We start from the raw sequence: 19,716 nt of genomic DNA on the forward strand, positions 1-19,716 counted from the left end.
TGCTATTTACTTTTCATCAGACAATCTGTGTGAGCACTACAAAGGCAGGTTCTTTAAGGTAAGGAGGTGATCCAACCGCAGGTTCCCCTACGGTTACCTTGTTACGACTTCACCCCAGTCATGAATCACAAAGTGGTAAGCGCCCTCCCGAAGGTTAAGCTACCTACTTCTTTTGCAACCCACTCCCATGGTGTGACGGGCGGTGTGTACAAGGCCCGGGAACGTATTCACCGTAGCATTCTGATCTACGATTACTAGCGATTCCGACTTCATGGAGTCGAGTTGCAGACTCCAATCCGGACTACGACGCACTTTATGAGGTCCGCTTGCTCTCGCGAGGTCGCTTCTCTTTGTATGCGCCATTGTAGCACGTGTGTAGCCCTACTCGTAAGGGCCATGATGACTTGACGTCATCCCCACCTTCCTCCAGTTTATCACTGGCAGTCTCCTTTGAGTTCCCGGCCTAACCGCTGGCAACAAAGGATAAGGGTTGCGCTCGTTGCGGGACTTAACCCAACATTTCACAACACGAGCTGACGACAGCCATGCAGCACCTGTCTCAGAGTTCCCGAAGGCACCAATCCATCTCTGGAAAGTTCTCTGGATGTCAAGAGTAGGTAAGGTTCTTCGCGTTGCATCGAATTAAACCACATGCTCCACCGCTTGTGCGGGCCCCGTCAATTCATTTGAGTTTTAACCTTGCGGCCGTACTCCCCAGGCGGTCGACTTAACGCGTTAGCTCCGGAAGCCACTCCTCAAGGGAACAACCTCCAAGTCGACATCGTTTACGGCGTGGACTACCAGGGTATCTAATCCTGTTTGCTCCCCACGCTTTCGCACCTGAGCGTCAGTCTTTGTCCAGGGGCCGCCTTCGCCACCGGTATTCCTCCAGATCTCTACGCATTTCACCGCTACACCTGGAATTCTACCCCCTCTACAAGACTCTAGCCTGCCAGTTTCGAATGCAGTTCCCAGGTTGAGCCCGGGGATTTCACATCCGACTTGACAGACCGCCTGCGTGCGCTTTACGCCCAGTAATTCCGATTAACGCTTGCACCCTCCGTATTACCGCGGCTGCTGGCACGGAGTTAGCCGGTGCTTCTTCTGCGGGTAACGTCAATCGACAAGGTTATTAACCTTATCGCCTTCCTCCCCGCTGAAAGTACTTTACAACCCGAAGGCCTTCTTCATACACGCGGCATGGCTGCATCAGGCTTGCGCCCATTGTGCAATATTCCCCACTGCTGCCTCCCGTAGGAGTCTGGACCGTGTCTCAGTTCCAGTGTGGCTGGTCATCCTCTCAGACCAGCTAGGGATCGTCGCCTAGGTGAGCCGTTACCCCACCTACTAGCTAATCCCATCTGGGCACATCTGATGGCAAGAGGCCCGAAGGTCCCCCTCTTTGGTCTTGCGACGTTATGCGGTATTAGCTACCGTTTCCAGTAGTTATCCCCCTCCATCAGGCAGTTTCCCAGACATTACTCACCCGTCCGCCGCTCGCCGGCAAAGTAGCAAGCTACTTTCCGCTGCCGCTCGACTTGCATGTGTTAGGCCTGCCGCCAGCGTTCAATCTGAGCCATGATCAAACTCTTCAATTTAAGTTTGATGCTCGTGAATTAAACTTCGTAATGAATTACGTATGTTCACTCAGAGACTTGGTATTCATTTTTCGTCTTGCGACGTTAAGAATCCATGTCACTTTGAGTGCCCACACAGATTGTCTGATAAATTGTTAAAGAGCAGTGCCGCTTCGCTTTTCGCAGCGGCGCGGGGTGTGCATATTACGCTTTCCCGCTTCAGAGTCAAGTGATTAATTTCGCTTTTCTCTGCTGACCCGGCGGCGTGTGTGCCGTTGTTCCGTGTCAGTGGAGGCGCATTATAGGGAGTTATTCCGACGTGACAAGAGGAAATTTAAAAAAAGTTTCCATCCGCGTTTTTTTTCACCAATAGAGGTGAAATCAAGCTACAAATTGTTCTATTTGATGTATCTGCAACCACAATCACATTCGAGGTGGCATAATTATCAGCATGAATCTTTAAGGAATAAAAGCGATGCCATTAAGCGCACAACAGCTAGCCGCCCAAAAAAACCTGTCGTACGTGCTGGCAGAAAAGCTGGCTCAGCGGATTTTAGCGGGTAAATATGCCCCAGGTAGCATCCTGCCGGGTGAGATGGAGCTGGGTGAGCAGTTTGGGGTGAGCCGTACCGCCGTGCGCGAAGCGGTGAAAACCCTGACGGCAAAAGGTATGGTGCTTCCACGCCCTCGCATTGGCACACGCGTGATGCCACAGAGTAACTGGAATTTTCTCGATCAGGAGCTGCTCTCCTGGTGGATGACGGAAGATAACTTTCATCAGGTCGTCGATCACTTTCTGGTGATGCGCAGCAGCCTTGAACCTCAGGCATGCCTGCTTGCCGCCACGCTAGGAACGGCAGAGCAGAAAGCGCAGCTTAACGCGTTAATGGAAGAGATGGTGTTTCTGAAAAAACACTTCAACCGCGAACGCTGGGTTGAGGTCGATATGGCCTGGCATGAACACATCTATATGATGAGCGCCAATCCGTTCCTCACCTCTTTTGCCTCTTTATTTCATTCGGTGTATCACACCTACTTTACCTCTATTACACAAAACGAAGTGGTAAAACTGGATTTGCACCAGGCGATAGTTGATGCCATCCAGGAAAGCGACGGGCAGCGAGCCCTGAGTGCGTGCCAGGCATTGCTGGTCGCACCAACCCACCAGCAGGTAAATAAATGACAACGAAAAAAGCGCGCAGCATGGCCGGATTGCCGTGGATTGCAGCCATGGCGTTTTTTATGCAGGCACTGGACGCCACCATCCTCAACACAGCGCTTCCCGCTATAGCGCAAAGCCTTAACCGCTCCCCGCTGGCGATGCAGTCCGCCATCATCAGCTACACCCTGACGGTCGCAATGTTAATTCCGGTCAGCGGCTGGCTGGCCGACCGCTTTGGCACCCGCAGAGTTTTCATGCTGGCCGTAACGCTCTTTACGCTCGGTTCGCTGGCCTGTGCGCTCTCATCATCCTTAACGGAGCTGGTTATCTTCCGCATATTACAGGGCATTGGCGGCGCGATGATGATGCCGGTGGCGCGCCTTGCTTTGCTGCGGGCCTACCCCAGGAGCGAACTGCTTCCCGTACTCAACTTCGTCACCATGCCGGGCCTGGTTGGCCCGATTCTTGGCCCGGTACTCGGTGGCGTGTTTGTCACCTGGGCAAGCTGGCACTGGATCTTCCTGATTAATATTCCAATTGGCGTTGCGGGGCTGCTGTATGCCCGCAAATATATGCCGAACTTCACCACGCCAAGGCGCAGCTTCGATATGGGCGGCTTTTTCCTGTTTGGCCTGAGCCTGGTGTTATTCTCCAGCGGGATGGAGCTGTTTGGCGAGAAGATCGTCGCGACGTGGTTAGCGCTCTCCGTTATCCTCGGCGGTATTCTGTTATTCCTTCTTTATATACGTCACGCGCGTCGTCACCCGACGCCGTTAATCTCCCTGGGGCTCTTTAATACCCGAACGTTTTCCGTTGGGATTGCAGGGAACATTGCGTCTCGTTTGGGGACGGGCTGTGTGCCGTTCCTGATGCCATTGATGCTGCAGGTGGGTTTTGGCTACCCGGCCCTGATTGCTGGCTGCATGATGGCGCCCACGGCAATGGGCTCGATTCTGGCAAAATCAACCGTGACACAGGTGCTGCGCTGGTTTGGCTATCGTAAGACGCTGGTCGGCGTGACGGTCTTTATCGGTCTGATGATTGCGCAGTTCTCGCTGCAATCCGCCGCGTTACCCGTCTGGATGCTGATCCTGCCGCTGTTTGTGTTGGGCATGGCGATGTCGACGCAGTTCACGTCGATGAACACCATCACCCTCGCCGACCTGACTGACGAGAACGCCAGCAGCGGCAACAGCGTGCTGGCGGTAACGCAACAGCTGTCGATCAGTTTAGGGGTTGCCGTGAGTGCAGCGGTGCTGAGGTTTTATGAGGGTTTTGACAGCGCGAATACCGTTGAGCAGTTCCACTATACCTTTATCACCATGGGCGCACTTACCGTGGTATCGGCGCTGGTCTTTATGCTGTTAAAACCAAAAGACGGCCGAAACCTGATTAAAGAGCGTCACAAAGAGAAAGCTAAACCGAACCGCGTTCCATCAGAACAGGAGTAAGCTGCAGCCGTTGCTGTTGCAGCGTGGGCTGCGCCATACGGTGGATCAACACATCGATGGCCAGCTCGCCCAGTTCATCTTTTGGCTGATGGATCGTGGTCAGCGGCGGCGTCATGTAGCTGGCCAGTTCGATATCGTCATAGCCAATCACCGCCATATCATCCGGCACGCGTAGCCCCGCCTGATACAACGCCTGATAGGCACCAAACGCCATCGCGTCGTTACCAATAAAGACCGCCTGCGGACGCGGCTTTTGCGCCAGCAGTTTCTGCATTGCCTCGAAGCCACCGTTAAACTCAAAGTCGCCGGTGATCCGGTAGCCATCAGGAATGGCAAGGCCCGCTCGTTCCATGGCGGAGAGATACCCTTCCAGACGCAAACGCGCCGGAGTTTTATCCAGCGGCCCCGTAATACAGGCAATGCGAGTGTGTCCTTTATCAATCAGGTACTGAGTCGCCATATCGCCGCCCAGCAGGGAGTTATCCTGAATGAGATCGCTGGTTCCGTCGAACGGCGCCCAGTCCATCATCACCGTTGGGATAGAAGGATAACGCTGGATGATCTCTTTCGAGGGCTGGTGCGTTTCGGTGCAGAGCAGCAATAGCCCGTCGACGCGTTTTTGCATCAGCGTTTCCAGGTTACGATTCATGCGCTGCTCGTCCCCCTCGGTATTGCACAGCACCAGGCTGTAGCCACGCTCGAAGCAGCTGCGCTCCACGCCGCGAACCAGTTCTGAATAAAAGGGGTTGGTACTGGCGGTGATCAGCATACCGATGGTGCGCGTCTGGTTGAGCTTAAGACTGCGCGCCAGCGCAGACGGCGCATAGTTGAGTTCTTTTACCGCAGCTTCGACTTTCTCCCGAATCGCCTCGCTGACGAAGCGATCGTTGTTTATAACGTGGGAGACCGTCGAGGTAGAAACGCCCGCCATGCGGGCGACATCTTTCATTGTGGCCAAGCGTTACCCCTGCTGACTTAAGAATTCATCGATCTCTTTACGCCACGGAACGGAAGGCTGGGCGCCTTTGCGCGTCACCGCAATCGCGGCAGCAGCGTGTGCGAAGCGAATAGCGTCATCCATTCTCTTGCCTTCCAGCAGCGCGGTGACCAGTGCACCGTTGAAGGTATCTCCCGCTGCGATGGTATCAATCGCTTTGACCTTAAAGCCCGGCACGCGACGGCCTTCGCCATTGACGCTTGCCCACACCCCACGGCTACCAAGGGTGATAATCACGGTACCGATGCCCTTATCATGCAGCGCACGCGCGGCTCGCGCGGCATCGTCATCATTTTCTACGCGAATGCCCGTCAGTTTTTCGGCTTCGGTTTCGTTCGGCGTAATGATGTCCACCAGCGCCAGCAGCTCGTCTGATAATACACGGGCCGGGGCCGGGTTAAGTACGACAGTGGTATGATTTTCATGCGCAATTTTCGCGGCGGCCAGCACGCTTTCAACCGGTGACTCCAGTTGCATGAGCAGGGCTTCCGCTCCGGCGATGATGGCACGTTGCGCTTCTACGCGCTCCGTCGTCAGCGCAGCGTTAGCACCCGCATGAATACCGATGACATTCTCACCTTCAGCGTTGACGAAAATCAGCGCCACGCCGGTCGATTCCCCTGCAACCACGCTGACCGGTGCGACATCAATGTTGTCGCTCGCCAGCTGTTTGCGTACGCGCTCACCGGTATCGTCATCACCCGTGCAGGCGATAAACGCAATATTCGCCCCGCTGCGACCGGCGGCGACGGCCTGGTTGGCACCTTTACCGCCAAATGCCACCTGATACTGGTTACCCGTGACGGTTTCGCCCGGTGCAGGGAACGATTCAAGGTTAAGAATGTGATCGGCATTGATACTGCCAAGGACGACGAGGTTGCCTGCGGTTTTCATGGTTGGGTTGTCCATCTGAGAGCGCCACCGGTGTTACCCGGTGGCGTATGCCACACTTTTCTTTATTGGTGTCCCTCAGGCAGCCAGCGACTGCCTGATTCGCCTTTTACTGCTTGATGACCAGCTTCAGGTCAACTGGGTATTTAGCCTGAACTTTTTCGCCCTTCAGCACTTTGTCGGCAGTTTCAACGCCAGTGGCGCCAATCTGCTCAGGCAGCTGAGCGATGGTCGCAGCCAGTTTGCCATCGTTTACCGCTTTTTCACCATCCGGCGTGCCGTCAAATCCGACAACCATCACATCAGATTTACCTGCGGTCTGCAGGGCACGCAGCGCGCCCAGCGCCATTTCGTCGTTCTGCGCGAATACCGCCTGCACGTCAGGGTGTGCGGTCAGCAGGTTCTGCATAACGTTCAGACCTTTAGTACGATCGAAGTCTGCCGGCTGGCTGGCCAGCACGTTGAATTTGTGCGCAGCCACAGCCTGCTGGAAGCCTTCACCACGCTCGCGGGCTGCGGACGTACCGGCAATCCCCTGCAGTTCGATAACTTTCGCGCCTTCGCCGGCTTTCTTCGCGATGTAATCACCCGCGATTTTGCCGCCCAGCACGTTATCAGACGCAATGTGGCTAACAACTTCGCCTTTCGTTGCCTGGCGGTCCAGAGTAATCACCGGAATTTTCGCCTGGTTTGCCATTTTAACGGCGTTACCGACGGCGTCAGAATCGGTTGGGTTGATCAGCAGAATTTTGGTGCCGCGAACGGTTAAGTCCTGAACGTTAGCCAGCTCTTTCGCCGGGTTGTTCTGTGAATCCAGCACCACCAGGTTGTAGCCCAGTTTGTCCGCTTCTTTCTGCGCACCGTCCTTCAGGGAGACGAAGAACGGGTTGTTCAGAGTAGAGACAACCAGCGCGATGGTATCTTTCGCCATGGCGTTAGCACTTACGGTTGCGCTCAGCGCGACAGCAGAAACCAGGGTAGCCAGTTTTTTCATGTTCATATCTAAGATGTCCTGTAGTGTCGTCAGTTACTGTTTTTTGTTGTCTACCAGTACCGCCAGCAAAATTACCACTGCCTTAACGATCATCTGGTAATAGGAGGAAACACCTAACAAATTCAAACCATTATTCAGGAAACCGAGAATCAGTGCGCCGATCAATGTCCCAACAATGCGACCTTTACCGCCCGCAAGACTCGTACCGCCCAGAACCACTGCTGCGATAGCATCCAGCTCATACCCCGTACCCGCCGTCGGCTGCGCAGAAGAGAGGCGCGCCACTTCGATGATACCTGCCAGCGATGCCAGCAGACCGCACAGGGAGTAAACGATAATTTTGACTTTATTAACGCTGATCCCGGACAGGCGCGTTGCCGCTTCGTTACCGCCCAGCGCGTAAATATAACGGCCCAGACGGGTGTGGTGCAGCATGTACCACGCCGCCAGGAAGACGATAGCCATGATCCAGACCGGAGTCGGAACACCCAGCGGGCGACCGATACCGAACCAGCCAAACAGATCCGCGTTATCGGTAAAGCCGGTGTTAACCGGGCTACCGTTGGTGTACACCATGGTGACACCGCGCAGCAGCAGCATCATCACCAGCGTGGCGATGAACGCCTGAACGCGGCCTTTTGCCACAATCACGCCTGTTACGGCGCCAATCGCCGCGCCTGCCGCCAGGGCAGCGGCCACGGCCACCAGCGCGTTGACTTCAATGCCGACAATCGAAGCGGCGATCGCGCCGGTGAGCGCCAGTAGGGAACCGACGGACAGATCGATACCTGAGGTCAAAATCACCAGCGTCATGCCGACCGCCATAATGGCGTTCACCGATGTTTGCTGCAGAATGTTGAACAGGTTATTAACGGTGAAAAAGTTCGGGCTCATGGTCGATACAATCGCGATCAGCACCAGCAGGGCAATCAGCGATTTTTGTTCCATCAGCCATGCCTTTGTGAAATAGCGGCGACCAGAAACAGCCTGGGTAGTCATCTTCTTACTCCTGATTCACGCGATTAAGCTTGCCCACAGCGGCAGCCATCAGAACTTCCTGGGTGGCCTGCTCGCGAGTGAATTCACCGCCGAGATGCCCTTCATGCATGACGATAATGCGATCGCTCATGCCTAATACTTCTGGCATCTCGGAAGAGACCAGAATGATGCTCAGACCGTCGGCCTTGAACTGGTTAATCAGCTGATAGATCTCTTTCTTCGCGCCCACGTCCACGCCGCGGGTTGGCTCGTCGAGGATCAGCACTTTCGGGCGCGTCATCAGCCCGCGCGCAATCGCCACTTTCTGCTGATTACCGCCGGACAACAGGCCAATCGCCTGCTCCATCGACGGGGTTTTGACGTTAAAGAGACGGATAAAATCGCTGACCGCCTGCTGCTCATCTTTATGCTTCAGGCTACCGCCGCTATGGCTGAAATAGCGCAGCGCAGTCAGGGACATGTTCTCTTTAACCGACATCCCCAGCACCAGGCCGTCGCGTTTGCGGTCTTCGGATATATAAACGATGCCGTTCGCCAGACCATCCTGCGGAGAACGGGTGACCACTTCATGACCGTCGAGGGTGACATAACCGCTGGTGCGCGGCAGTGCGCCGTACAACACTTTCATCAGCTCGGTACGTCCAGCACCCATCAGTCCCGCCACGCCCAGGATCTCGCCCTGGCGCAGGGTAAAGGTCACGTCGTTCACACCCGGACCGCAGAGGTTGTCCACCTTCAGGCGGATCTCACCCGGCGCTTTCTCCAGATGCGGATACTGATCTTCGAGCTTGCGTCCCACCATCATTTCGATGAGCGTATCTTCGGTCAGCGTGGCGACTTCGCGCTCGGCAATAAACTGCCCGTCGCGGAAGACGGTAACGTCATCGCAGATTTCGAAGATCTCTTTCATGCGGTGAGAGATATAGACAATCCCGCGCCCCTGCGATTTCAGCTCGCGGATCACGCGGAACAGGGATTCGGTTTCGGTATCGGTCAGGGCGTCGGTAGGTTCATCCATAATGATGACCTTCGACTCAAAGCTCAGCACCTTCGCGATTTCCACCATCTGCTGATCGCCAATGGACAGATCGCCGACCAGGCGGTCGCTCTTAAAGCGCATGTTCAGCTTCGCCAGCAGCTTGTCCGCTTCGGCGTACATCGTTTTCCAGTCGATTTTGCCGAACCGGTTAACAAACTCGCGGCCGAGGAAGATGTTTTCCGCAATGGTGAGCTGCGGTATCAGGTTCAGCTCCTGGTGAATAATACCGATCCCGGCTTCCTGAGAGGATTTCGGACCGTTGAAGGTGGTCTCTTTCCCCAGCCAGACGAGTGAACCGGCATCGCGTTGATAGATACCGGTCAGCACTTTCATCATGGTGGATTTGCCGGCACCGTTTTCGCCCACCAGCGCCATCACGCGCCCGGGGTAGACGTTCAGCGCCGCGCCGGAGAGGGCTTTTACGCCCGGGAACGACTTATCGATCCCTTTGAGTTGCAGTAATGCGTCCATGATGGCCTCAGAATGTGACGCCAGCACAGAGAATGATATTCGCATACGGGGAACACTCCCCGCTGCGAATCACCGCCTGACTGTCTGCGGTTTGTTGTTTGAACTGTTCGTGCGTCGTGTAACGAATTTCTATGGTGTTTCCCTGGTGTTGTTGCAGTTGCTCAATATGGCTGAGCAACGTTTCGTGGAGTTGCGGATTATGTTGTTTGATTTCCGCCGCGAGAATGGCCGCCTCAACCTGCATCTCCGCGGTCACCACATCCAGTACCTGCATAAACGAGGGTACACCCTGCGTTAACGCCATATCGATACGGGTTGTGCTGCGCGGAACCGGTAAGCCTGCATCGCAAACCACCAGCGTATCGGTATGCCCAAGACGGGAAATAACCGATGAGATTTCTGAGTTGAGTACCGTGCCTTTCTTCATTTTCTTGCTCCACTAGCGAAACGTTTCGCTGACATCAGTTTAATCTCAAGAATGTTCAGAAAACCATCATGACGTAACAGATTTGTGATCGACGTCGAAACGTTTCGCTAAGTGAAATGCAGAGACAATTATTGTGGGTTGGCGAGGGGTTTGGTAGGCCGGGTAAGCGAAGCGCCACCCGGCATTTTCAGAAGGGATTAGATCTCGACCTGCGTCCCCAGCTCAATCACGCGGTTAGGCGGGATCTCAAACTGGTCAGGCGCGCGCAGGGCGTTACGCTGCAGGATGAGGTACAGCTTGCCGCGCAGGCGCAGATACCACGGGCGCTTGCCGATGATCAGCGACTCGTGCGACATAAAGAACGACGTCTCCATCATCCGGCAGCTCAGCCCTTCCAGGCCGCAGCGGTGGAACACCTCTTCCACGTTTGGCGTTTCGCGCCAGCCGTAGCTTGCCACCACGCGCCAGAAGGTCGGCGACAGCTGCTCAATCTGCACGCGACGCACGTTGTGAACATACGGCGCATCTTCCGTGCGCAGCGTCAGCAGGATCACCCGCTCGTGCAGTACCTTGTTGTGCTTGAGGTTATGCATCAGCGCGAACGGAATGACGTTCAGCGCGCGTGACATATATACCGCAGTACCCGGCACGCGGACAGGCGGGGATTTCTCCAGAGAAGCGATCATCGCCTCCAGAGAATTGCCGTGCTCGTGCATGCGGCGCAGCAGGCGGAAACGCTCGCTTTTCCAGGTGGTCATGACGATGAACATCACCAGACCCAGCGTCAGCGGCAGCCAGCCACCGGAGACAATTTTATCGAGGTTCGCTGAGAACAGCGGCACGTCGATACACAGGAAGCCCACCAGAATCATCGCCACGAGGAATTTATTCCAGTGCCAGTTTCGGTACGCCACCGTGGTGGAGAGAAGCGATGTCAGCACCATCGTACCGGTTACCGCAATACCGTACGCTGCAGCCAGGTTACTGGAGTGCTCGAAGCTGACGATAACAATAACAACAGCGAAATAGAGGAGCCAGTTAACGAACGGGATGTAGATCTGACCCGACTCCATCTCTGAGGTATGGATGATGCGCATCGGTGACAGATACCCCAGACGCACGGCCTGGCGCGTCAGAGAAAACACGCCGGAAATCACCGCCTGGGAGGCAATGACGGTCGCCAGCGTCGCCAGGATCAGCATCGGCACCAGCGCCCAGTCGGGCGCCAGCAGGAAGAACGGGTTCTTGATCGCTTCCGGGTTTTTAAGCAACAGCGCGCCCTGACCAAAATAGTTCAGCACCAGCGACGGCAGCACCACAATAAACCATGCCACGCGGATAGGCAGTTTCCCGAAGTGGCCCATGTCAGCATACAGCGCTTCCACACCGGTGATGGAGAGCACGACGGCCCCCAGCGCCACGAAGGAAACCACTTTGTATTCGAGGAAGAAATGCACCGCCCAGTAAGGGTTCAGCGCATGCAGCACTTCCGGGTTCGCGATAATGCTGCGTAAACCAAGCGCCGCCAGGATCAGGAACCAGGCCAGCATAATCGGCGCGAACAGTTTGCCCACCAGCCCTGTACCGTGCTTCTGGATCATGAATAGCAGCGTCAGGACAATAATGGCCAGCGGAACCACCCATGAATCGAGCTGCGGAGCGATAATCTCCAGCCCCTCAATCGCCGACAGCACCGAGATAGCCGGCGTTATCACCACTTCCCCGTAGAAGAAACTGCCGCCAATCAGGCCGATAATGACCAGCACAGAGGTCATCCTGGCCGAGGTATTACGCCCGGCAAGAGACATCAGGGTCAGGATCCCACCTTCACCTGCGTTATCTGCACGCATAACGAAGGAGAGGTATTTAACGGAAACCACCAGAATCAGCAGCCAGAAAATGAGGGACAGGAAGCCAAACACGGCATCGCGTTCAACACCAAAACCAAACTGGCCGGACAGACATTCACGAAGCGTATAAAGCGGGCTGGTGCCGATATCACCGTAGACAACCCCGATCGCCGCAAGCGTTATTGCGGGTAATGATTGCTTATTATCAGTGCTCATAGACTAGTCTTTTCGTTTAAATAACAAATGTGTTCCCGGTCCCTTGGCCCACAAAAAGCGCACAGTATGCACGATTCATTGCAAAATCGTACCCCTAAATGCAACCGCATTAATGTAGCGCAAAGAAAATTGCGCCGCACTTCAGTCTATTACCAGCCCTGACTGAAACGTCTATACTCGCTTCAATTGGCCGCCACGACGGCGAAAGGATGCAAAACTATTATGGCTCACTCACATTTATTAGCAGAAAGAATTTCCCGCCTCAGCAGCGCGCTGGAGAAAGGCCTTTTCGAGCGTAGCCACGCCATCCGCCTCTGCTTACTGGCGGCGTTGAGCGGTGAGAGCGTGTTTTTGCTGGGACCGCCGGGCATTGCCAAAAGCCTGATTGCCCGCAGGCTGAAATTTGCTTTTCAGAACGCCCGCGCCTTCGAATATCTCATGACCCGGTTTTCCACCCCAGAAGAAGTTTTTGGTCCGCTCTCCATTCAGGCATTGAAAGATGAGGGGCGCTATCAGCGTCTGACAGAAGGGTATCTTCCGGAGGCTGAGATTGTTTTTCTCGATGAGATCTGGAAAGCGGGGCCGGCTATTCTGAACACCCTGCTCACGGCGATAAACGAACGTCGGTTCCGTAACGGCGCCAGTGAAGAGAAAATCCCGATGCGCCTGCTGGTGGCCGCCTCTAACGAACTGCCTGAAGCCGACAGCAGTCTGGAAGCGCTGTATGACCGTATGCTTATCCGCCTGTGGCTGGACAAAGTGCAGGATAAATCCAACTTCCGCTCCATGCTGGTCAGCCAGCAGGATGAAAGTGAAAACCCGGTATCCGCTTCGCTGCAGGTAACGGATGAGGAGTATCACCAGTGGCAGCAGGATATCGGCAAAATCAAACTGCCAGACGCCGTCTTCGAGCTGATCTATCTCCTGCGCCAGCAGCTTGATCTCATCCCTTCAGCGCCCTATGTCTCCGATCGCCGCTGGAAAAAAGCGATCCGCCTGCTGCAGGCCAGCGCCCTGTTCAGCGGGCGTGACGCCGTTGCGCCAATTGACCTGATCCTGCTTAAAGACTGCCTCTGGCACGATGCAGAAGGCATGAACCTGATGCAGCAGCAGCTTGACGTTTTGATGACCGGGCACGCCTGGGGGCAGCAGGCAATGCTCAACCAGCTGGGGGCGATTGCCCAGCGGCGCATCCAGCTCCAGCAGCAGCAAAGTGATAAAACCGCGCTGAAAGTGAATCGCCTTGGGGGCATGTTCGCCCGCAAACCGCACTACGAGCTTCCCGCGGATCTGACCGGCGCAACGCTAACGCTGCTGCTCCAGCAGCCGCTTAAACTGCATGATATGCAGGTGGTGCACATTACGATTGAGCGCGAGGCGCTGGCGCAGTGGCTGGATAAGGGCGGAGAGATCCGAGGAAAACTCAACGGCATTGGTTTCGCGCAGCCGCTGAATATGGAAGTGGACAGCAGCCAGCACCTGGTGATCCGCGACGTCAGCCTCCAGGGCTCGCGTCTTGCGCTGCCGGGCACCGCCTCTGACAGCGTCCCCGAAGAGATTAAGCAGCAGCTGGAAGCGCTGGATACCGAATGGCATCAGCAGCACACCCGCTTTAGCGAGCAGCAAAAATGCCTCTTTATTCATAGCGACTGGTTAGGCCGCATCGAAGCCAGCCTGCAGGACGTCAGCGCGCAGATCAAACAGGCGCGTCAATGCTAACGCTGGATACGCTTAACGTCATGCTGGCCGTCAGCGAGGAGGGGTTGATCGAAGAAGTGGTCATTACCCTTCTGGCGTCGCCGCAGCTGGCGGCGTTTTTTGAAAAATTTCCAAAGCTTAAAAAGGCGATGACGGACGATCTTCCGCGCTGGCGGGAAAATTTGCGTCAGCGGTTCAGGGAGACCGAAGTTCCCCCTGAGTTAACGGAAGAGGTGGCCTGCTATCAGCAGTGCCAGCGGCTCTCCACGTCGCAGTTTATCGTCCAGCTCCCGCAAACCCTGACGTTGCTCGATAACGTCCACTCTCCGTTTGCCAGCCAGGCCCGGGCGCTGGTCACGGATAACGCCACCTTTACCCCCGCACTACATACCCTTTTCTTACAGCGCTGGCGCCTCAGCCTGGTGGTTCAGGCCACAACGCTGAACCAGCAGCTGCTGGACGAAGAGCGTGAACAGCTGCTCAGTGAAGTTCAGGAACGGATGACGCTGAGCGGCCAGCTAGAACAGGTGCTGGTGGAGAATGAAAACGCCGCAGGGCGTCTGTGGGATATGAGCGCCGGCCAGCTCCGGCGCGGGGATTATCAGCTGATCGTCAAATACGGCGATTTTCTGGCGCAGCAGCCCGAGCTGATGAAGCTTGCAGAACAGCTGGGTCGCTCAAGGGAGGCAAAGTCGGTCCCAAAGAAAGATGCCCCGATGGAAACCTTCCGCACCCTGGTGCGCGAACCGGCTACCGTGCCGGAGCAGGTCGACGGGCTCCAGCAGAGCGATGACATTTTACGCCTGCTGCCGACTGAGCTAAGCACGCTGGGGATGACCGAGCTGGAGTATGAGTTCTATCGTCGACTGGTGGAAAAACAGCTTCTCACCTACCGACTGCACGGCGAAGCCTGGCGCGAGAAAGTCAGCCAACGGCCGGTCGTCCATCAGGATTTTGATGAACAGCCGCGCGGGCCATTCATTGTTTGCGTGGATACGTCCGGTTCGATGGGCGGGTTTAACGAGCAGTGCGCTAAGGCGTTCTGTCTGGCACTGATGCGCGTGGCGCTGGCCGATCGCCGTCGCTGCTTCATCATGCTCTTCTCCAGCGAGGTGGTGGGCTATGAGCTGACGAACCAGCAGGGTATCGAGCAGGCAATCCGCTTCCTGAGCCAGCGCTTTCGCGGCGGCACGGATCTGGCCAGCTGCTTTCGCAGCATTGTGGAGCGTATGCAGGGAGGCGACTGGTATGACGCTGACGCGGTGGTGATTTCCGATTTTATTGCCCAGCGGCTGCCGGATGACGTAGTGAATAAGGTGAAGGAGTTACAGCGGGTGCACCAGCACCGATTTCATGCGGTGGCGATGTCAGCCCATGGAAAACCCGGCATCATGCGCATCTTCGATCATATCTGGCGCTTTGATACCGGGCTGCGTAGCCGCCTGCTCAGACGCTGGCAGCGTTAATTACAGAAGAGAACCGACGCTTTCACGTACCTGCTGCGGCCAGACGCCACACTGAACCTGACCGATATGGGGTAATTGCAGCAGCAGCATGGTCAGACGGGACTGGCCGATACCACCGCCGATAGTCTGAGGCATTTCACCGCGCAGCAGCGCCTGGTGCCACTCGAGTTTGAGACGATCTTCATCGCCGGTGACCGCCAGCTGGCGCTTCAGCGCGTCAGCATCCACACGGATCCCCATAGAAGAGAGCTCGAATGCGTCTTCCAGTACCGGGTTCCACACCAGAATATCGCCGTTCAGCCCAGCAAATTCGCCCTCACCCGCAGTGCTCCAGTCATCATAATCCGGCGCGCGAACGTCGTGGCGTTTGCCATCAGACAGCTTGCCGCCGATACCGATCAGGAATACTGCACCTAATTCTTTGGCGATCGCACGCTCCCGGCCTTTAGCATCGAGATTCGGGAAGCGGCTCAGCAATTCCTGACTGTGAACAAAGTGGATCGTATCCGGCAGGAACGGTGCCAGACCAAACTCTTTGCTTACGGCCGCTTCGGTCGCTTTGATCCCGGCGTAGATCGCCTCAACGGTGGATTTCAGCGTGCCGACGTGACGTTCACCATCACCCATTACGCGCTCCCAGTCCCACTGGTCAACGTAAACGGAATGAATCGGTGAAAGGCGATCTTCATCGGGACGAAGGGCTTTCATGTGCGTGTAAAGCCCTTCCCCCGCGCTGAAGTCGTGTTGTCCCAGGGTTTGACGCTTCCACTTCGCCAGGGAATGAACCACTTCAAACTGAGCGTCTGGCAGTGTTTTCACTTTCACCTGTACCGCTTTTTCGCATCCAGAGAGGTTATCCTGCGTCCCGTCACCCACGCGGCTCAGAATCGGCGCCTGAACTTCAATAAGGCCAAGCTTCTCTTCCAGCTGGCGGGAAAAATGGGATTTTACGAAACTGATCTGGCGTTGTTTGGCGATGTAAGCGGTTTTCATTATTTATACTCCTGCGTCCTGTTGATATTGATTAAGCAACAGAAACGGCACCATATTCAATAACTCATCAACAAAAAGCCACCTTCACTTTTGATTCGATAAAATTAAACGCTAGAATAGAATGATTCATTAATCTTCATAAGAAAAAGCTATGGAAAATTATCAGATCGACAATCTCGACCGCGGCATCCTGGAGGCGTTAATGGCCAATGCCCGTACCGCCTACGCCGAGCTGGCGAAACAGTTTGGCGTCAGCCCGGGGACCATTCACGTTCGCGTAGAGAAAATGAAACAGGCGGGGATCATTACCGGCGCACGCATCGACGTCAGTCCTAAACATCTGGGTTACGACGTCTGCTGCTTCATCGGCATCATTCTTAAAAGCGCCAAAGACTACCCTTCCGCCCTGGCGAAGCTGAACGCGCTGGATGAAGTCACCGAGGCGTATTACACCACCGGGCATTACAGCATCTTTATTAAAGTCATGTGCCGATCCATCGACGCCCTCCAGCAGGTACTTATCAACAAGATCCAAACAATCGATGAAATTCAGTCCACCGAGACGCTGATCTCCCTGCAAAACCCGATCATGCGTACCATCCGCCCGTGATCGGGCAAATTCATTCCCACATTTTCCACAGGTAGATCCCAGCTCGTTCACAGCGTACAATGGCCGTCTCTTTATCTGGGCGAGCGATCAATGGCGGACATTACCCTTATAAGCGGCAGCACCCTTGGTGGTGCGGAATACGTAGCGGAACACCTGGCTGAAAAGCTGGAAGATGCGGGCTTTTCTACAGAAACCCTGCACGGTCCGTTGCTTGAAGATCTCCCGACTGACGGGGTCTGGCTGCTGATCACCTCCACGCACGGCGCGGGCGATCTGCCGGATAACCTGCAACCTTTATATGACGAACTGCTGGAACAGCAGCCCGACCTGTCAAACGTCCGTTTTGGCGCGGTGGGGATCGGCAGTCGTGAATATGACACCTTTTGCGGGGCAATAGAGAAAGTTGAAGCCGCTGTTACCTCTTGTGGAGCAAAACAGCTGGGTGAAACGCTCAAGATCAACATCCTCGATCATGACATTCCGGAGGATCCAGCTGAGATCTGGCTCGCGGAATGGAAAAATTTACTCAAAAACGATTAAAGATCGCGCGAACAGATGTGGATAACTCTGGTTAAAAGCTCGTATTAACCCGTAGTTATCCAAAGAACAACTGTTGTGTTGTTTTTGCCCTGTGCATAAAGTCGCGATCTGATCCCAGCTTATACTGTCCAGGATCACCGATCATTCACAGCAAACGATCCTTTCTAACTGCATGATCTTCTTTGTGAGATCGGACTTATCCACACAGGTTCGCGATCCTAATAAGAGATCACAATAGAACAGATCTCTAAATAAAAAGATCTTCTTTTTAATAGCCCAGGATCCCAATGCTTTCTCGAAAGACTAAAGTTGAGTAGAATCCACGGCCCGGGCTTCAATCCATTTTCATACCGCTTTACGCGAGGCAGACCACCATGTTTTATCAGGATCCTTTTGACGTCATCATCATTGGCGGGGGTCATGCAGGCACTGAGGCCGCAATGGCCGCAGCGCGTATGGGTCAGCAGACCCTGCTTTTGACACACAATATCGACACGCTGGGACAAATGTCCTGTAATCCGGCGATTGGCGGCATTGGGAAAGGACACCTGGTAAAAGAAGTGGATGCACTTGGCGGCCTGATGGCGAAAGCGATCGATCATGCTGGTATCCAGTTTAGGATACTAAACGCGAGTAAAGGTCCCGCTGTGCGTGCGACCCGTGCCCAGGCAGACCGCGTGCTTTACCGTCAGGCTGTGCGTACCGCCCTAGAGAACCAGCCGAACCTGATGATCTTCCAGCAGGCGGTTGAAGATCTTATCGTTGAGAACGATCGCGTCGTGGGTGCGGTGACTCAGATGGGCCTCAAATTCCGCGCGAAAGCCGTGGTGCTGACCGTGGGCACCTTCCTGGACGGTAAAATTCATATCGGTCTGGATAACTACAGCGGTGGCCGTGCTGGCGATCCGCCGTCTATTCCACTGTCTCGCCGTCTGCGTGAACTGCCGCTGCGCGTCAGCCGCCTGAAAACCGGCACGCCGCCGCGTATTGATGCGCGGACCATTGATTTCAGCGTGCTGGCGCAACAGCACGGTGATAACCCCATGCCGGTTTTCTCGTTCATGGGCAATGCGGCACAGCATCCTCAGCAGGTACCGTGCTATATCACGCATACCAACGAGAAAACCCATGACGTGATCCGCAATAACCTCGATCGCAGCCCCATGTATGCCGGCGTGATCGAAGGGATCGGCCCACGCTACTGCCCGTCGATCGAAGACAAAGTGATGCGCTTTGCCGATCGTAACCAGCACCAGATCTTCCTGGAGCCGGAAGGGTTGACCTCAAACGAAATTTACCCGAACGGCATCTCCACCAGCCTGCCGTTCGATGTGCAGATGCAAATTGTCCATTCAATGCAGGGTATGGAGAATGCGAAAATCGTTCGTCCCGGCTACGCTATTGAGTACGATTTCTTCGATCCACGCGACCTGAAGCCAACCCTGGAAAGCAAATTCATCCACGGTCTGTTCTTCGCGGGGCAGATCAACGGCACTACCGGCTACGAAGAAGCGGCTGCACAGGGCCTGCTTGCCGGTCTGAACGCCGCACGCTTCTCCGCTGAGAAAGAGGGCTGGGCACCAGGCCGTTCTCAGGCTTATCTGGGCGTGCTGGTTGACGATCTCTGCACGCTGGGTACCAAAGAGCCGTACCGTATGTTTACCTCTCGCGCGGAATATCGCCTGATGCTGCGCGAAGATAACGCCGACCTGCGTCTGACCGAAATGGGCCGCGAGCTGGGTCTGGTCGATGACGAGCGCTGGGCGCGCTTCAACGAAAAGCTGGAGCGCATTGAACAGGAACGTCAGCGCCTGAAAACCACCTGGGTGAATCCGCAGGCGGAAACCGCTGCCGAAGTAAACGCTCACTTAACAGCGCCGCTGTCGCGCGAAGCCAGCGGGGAAGATCTGCTGCGCCGTCCTGAAGTCACCTACGAGAACCTGGTCAAACTGACCGCGTTCGCGCCTGGCCTGGAAGACGCTGAAGCGGCAGAGCAGGTTGAGATCCAGGTGAAGTACGAAGGTTACATCGCGCGTCAGCAGGATGAGATCGAAAAACAGCAGCGTAACGAAAACACGCTGCTGCCGGAAATGCTGGACTACCGCCAGGTGACGGGCCTTTCCAACGAAGTGATCGCCAAGCTGAACGATCACAAACCGGTATCGATCGGCCAGGCATCCCGTATCTCCGGCGTCACGCCTGCGGCGATTTCGATTCTGCTGGTCTGGCTGAAAAAGCAGGGCATGCTGCGCCGCAGCGCGTAATGCCCAGAACATTGCCCGGTGGCGCTGCGCTTACCGGGCCAGATGAACCCGTAGGGCGGGTAAGCGAAGCG

General features: G+C 55.4%; 15 protein-coding genes and 1 rRNA gene. 7 read left to right on the forward strand and 9 right to left on the reverse strand.

Going from position 1 to position 19,716, the window contains the following annotated elements; all coding sequences use genetic code 11:
- Positions 1–59 precede the first annotated feature (59 nt).
- Positions 60–1,598: ribosomal RNA gene (locus HB664_RS03190) — 16S ribosomal RNA — on the reverse strand.
- Positions 1,599–2,052: 454 nt separating this feature from the next.
- Between HB664_RS03190 and HB664_RS03195 the strand changes: the two genes are divergently transcribed.
- Both HB664_RS03195 and mdtD read left to right on the forward strand, forming a co-directional pair.
- Positions 2,053–2,760, forward strand: a complete 708-nt coding sequence (locus tag HB664_RS03195) for a FadR/GntR family transcriptional regulator (protein WP_219940348.1) — start codon at positions 2,053–2,055, stop codon at positions 2,758–2,760.
- The gene (gene mdtD, locus HB664_RS03200) at positions 2,757–4,190 is read left to right on the forward strand and encodes a multidrug transporter subunit MdtD (protein ID WP_143347730.1); all 1,434 of its coding nucleotides are present in this window, start codon (positions 2,757–2,759) and stop codon (positions 4,188–4,190) included. Before HB664_RS03195 ends, mdtD begins: the two co-directional genes overlap by 4 nt.
- Here the strand turns inward: mdtD and rbsR are convergent.
- The 7 genes from rbsR to kup form a co-directional block, all read right to left on the reverse strand.
- Positions 4,156–5,148: a ribose operon transcriptional repressor RbsR gene (gene rbsR / locus HB664_RS03205; RefSeq protein WP_072210880.1), complete on the reverse strand. Its 993-nt coding sequence runs from the start codon at positions 5,146–5,148 to the stop codon at positions 4,156–4,158. The two genes, mdtD and rbsR, sit on opposite strands and share 35 nt — an antisense overlap.
- Positions 5,149–5,151: 3 nt before the next feature.
- Positions 5,152–6,081, reverse strand: a complete 930-nt coding sequence (gene rbsK, locus HB664_RS03210; protein WP_033146468.1) for a ribokinase — start codon at positions 6,079–6,081, stop codon at positions 5,152–5,154.
- A gap of 106 nt (positions 6,082–6,187) precedes the next feature.
- Positions 6,188–7,078, reverse strand: a complete 891-nt coding sequence (gene rbsB, locus HB664_RS03215) for a ribose ABC transporter substrate-binding protein RbsB (RefSeq protein WP_010426610.1) — start codon at positions 7,076–7,078, stop codon at positions 6,188–6,190.
- Between the two features lie 27 nt (positions 7,079–7,105).
- Positions 7,106–8,071, reverse strand: coding sequence for a ribose ABC transporter permease (gene rbsC, locus HB664_RS03220; protein ID WP_006808742.1), 966 nt, complete (start codon positions 8,069–8,071; stop codon positions 7,106–7,108).
- Between the two features lie 4 nt (positions 8,072–8,075).
- Positions 8,076–9,581 (reverse strand): ribose ABC transporter ATP-binding protein RbsA, encoded by a 1,506-nt coding sequence (rbsA, locus tag HB664_RS03225; protein WP_219940349.1) that lies wholly within the window; start codon positions 9,579–9,581, stop codon positions 8,076–8,078.
- 7 nt (positions 9,582–9,588) lie between these two features.
- Positions 9,589–10,008 carry a D-ribose pyranase gene (gene rbsD / locus HB664_RS03230; RefSeq protein WP_032662094.1) on the reverse strand — a complete coding sequence of 140 codons (420 nt, stop codon included), beginning with the start codon at positions 10,006–10,008 and terminating at the stop codon, positions 9,589–9,591.
- A 197-nt stretch (positions 10,009–10,205) separates the two neighbouring features.
- A complete protein-coding gene (gene kup / locus HB664_RS03235; protein ID WP_023309781.1) occupies positions 10,206–12,074 on the reverse strand; it encodes a low affinity potassium transporter Kup in 1,869 nt (622 codons plus the stop codon).
- A gap of 222 nt (positions 12,075–12,296) precedes the next feature.
- Here kup and ravA point away from each other — a divergent pair, with 222 nt between their 5' ends.
- A complete protein-coding gene (gene ravA, locus HB664_RS03240) occupies positions 12,297–13,793 on the forward strand; it encodes an ATPase RavA (RefSeq protein WP_023309782.1) in 1,497 nt (498 codons plus the stop codon).
- The gene (gene viaA / locus HB664_RS03245) at positions 13,787–15,238 is read left to right on the forward strand and encodes an ATPase RavA stimulator ViaA (RefSeq protein WP_033144366.1); all 1,452 of its coding nucleotides are present in this window, start codon (positions 13,787–13,789) and stop codon (positions 15,236–15,238) included. The genes ravA and viaA overlap by 7 nt, the downstream gene beginning before the upstream one ends.
- On the opposite strand, the gene asnA is transcribed toward viaA, so the two are convergent.
- Positions 15,239–16,231 (reverse strand): aspartate--ammonia ligase, encoded by a 993-nt coding sequence (gene asnA, locus HB664_RS03250; RefSeq protein WP_219940350.1) that lies wholly within the window; start codon positions 16,229–16,231, stop codon positions 15,239–15,241.
- Between the two features lie 151 nt (positions 16,232–16,382).
- Between asnA and asnC the strand changes: the two genes are divergently transcribed.
- The 3 genes from asnC to mnmG all read left to right on the forward strand — a co-directional run bounded on the left by asnC (position 16,383) and on the right by mnmG (position 19,645).
- A complete protein-coding gene (gene asnC, locus HB664_RS03255; protein ID WP_023333916.1) occupies positions 16,383–16,841 on the forward strand; it encodes a transcriptional regulator AsnC in 459 nt (152 codons plus the stop codon).
- 90 nt (positions 16,842–16,931) lie between these two features.
- Entirely contained in the window at positions 16,932–17,381 is a 450-nt protein-coding gene (gene mioC, locus HB664_RS03260; RefSeq protein WP_023309786.1) for an FMN-binding protein MioC, read from the forward strand.
- Between the two features lie 374 nt (positions 17,382–17,755).
- On the forward strand, positions 17,756–19,645 hold the full coding sequence (mnmG, locus tag HB664_RS03265; RefSeq protein WP_219940351.1) for a tRNA uridine-5-carboxymethylaminomethyl(34) synthesis enzyme MnmG: 1,890 nt from the start codon (positions 17,756–17,758) through the stop codon (positions 19,643–19,645).
- Positions 19,646–19,716 lie beyond the last annotated feature (71 nt).

Source organism: Enterobacter sp. DNB-S2, from assembly GCF_019443845.1.
GTDB classification, from domain to species: domain Bacteria; phylum Pseudomonadota; class Gammaproteobacteria; order Enterobacterales; family Enterobacteriaceae; genus Enterobacter; species Enterobacter asburiae_B.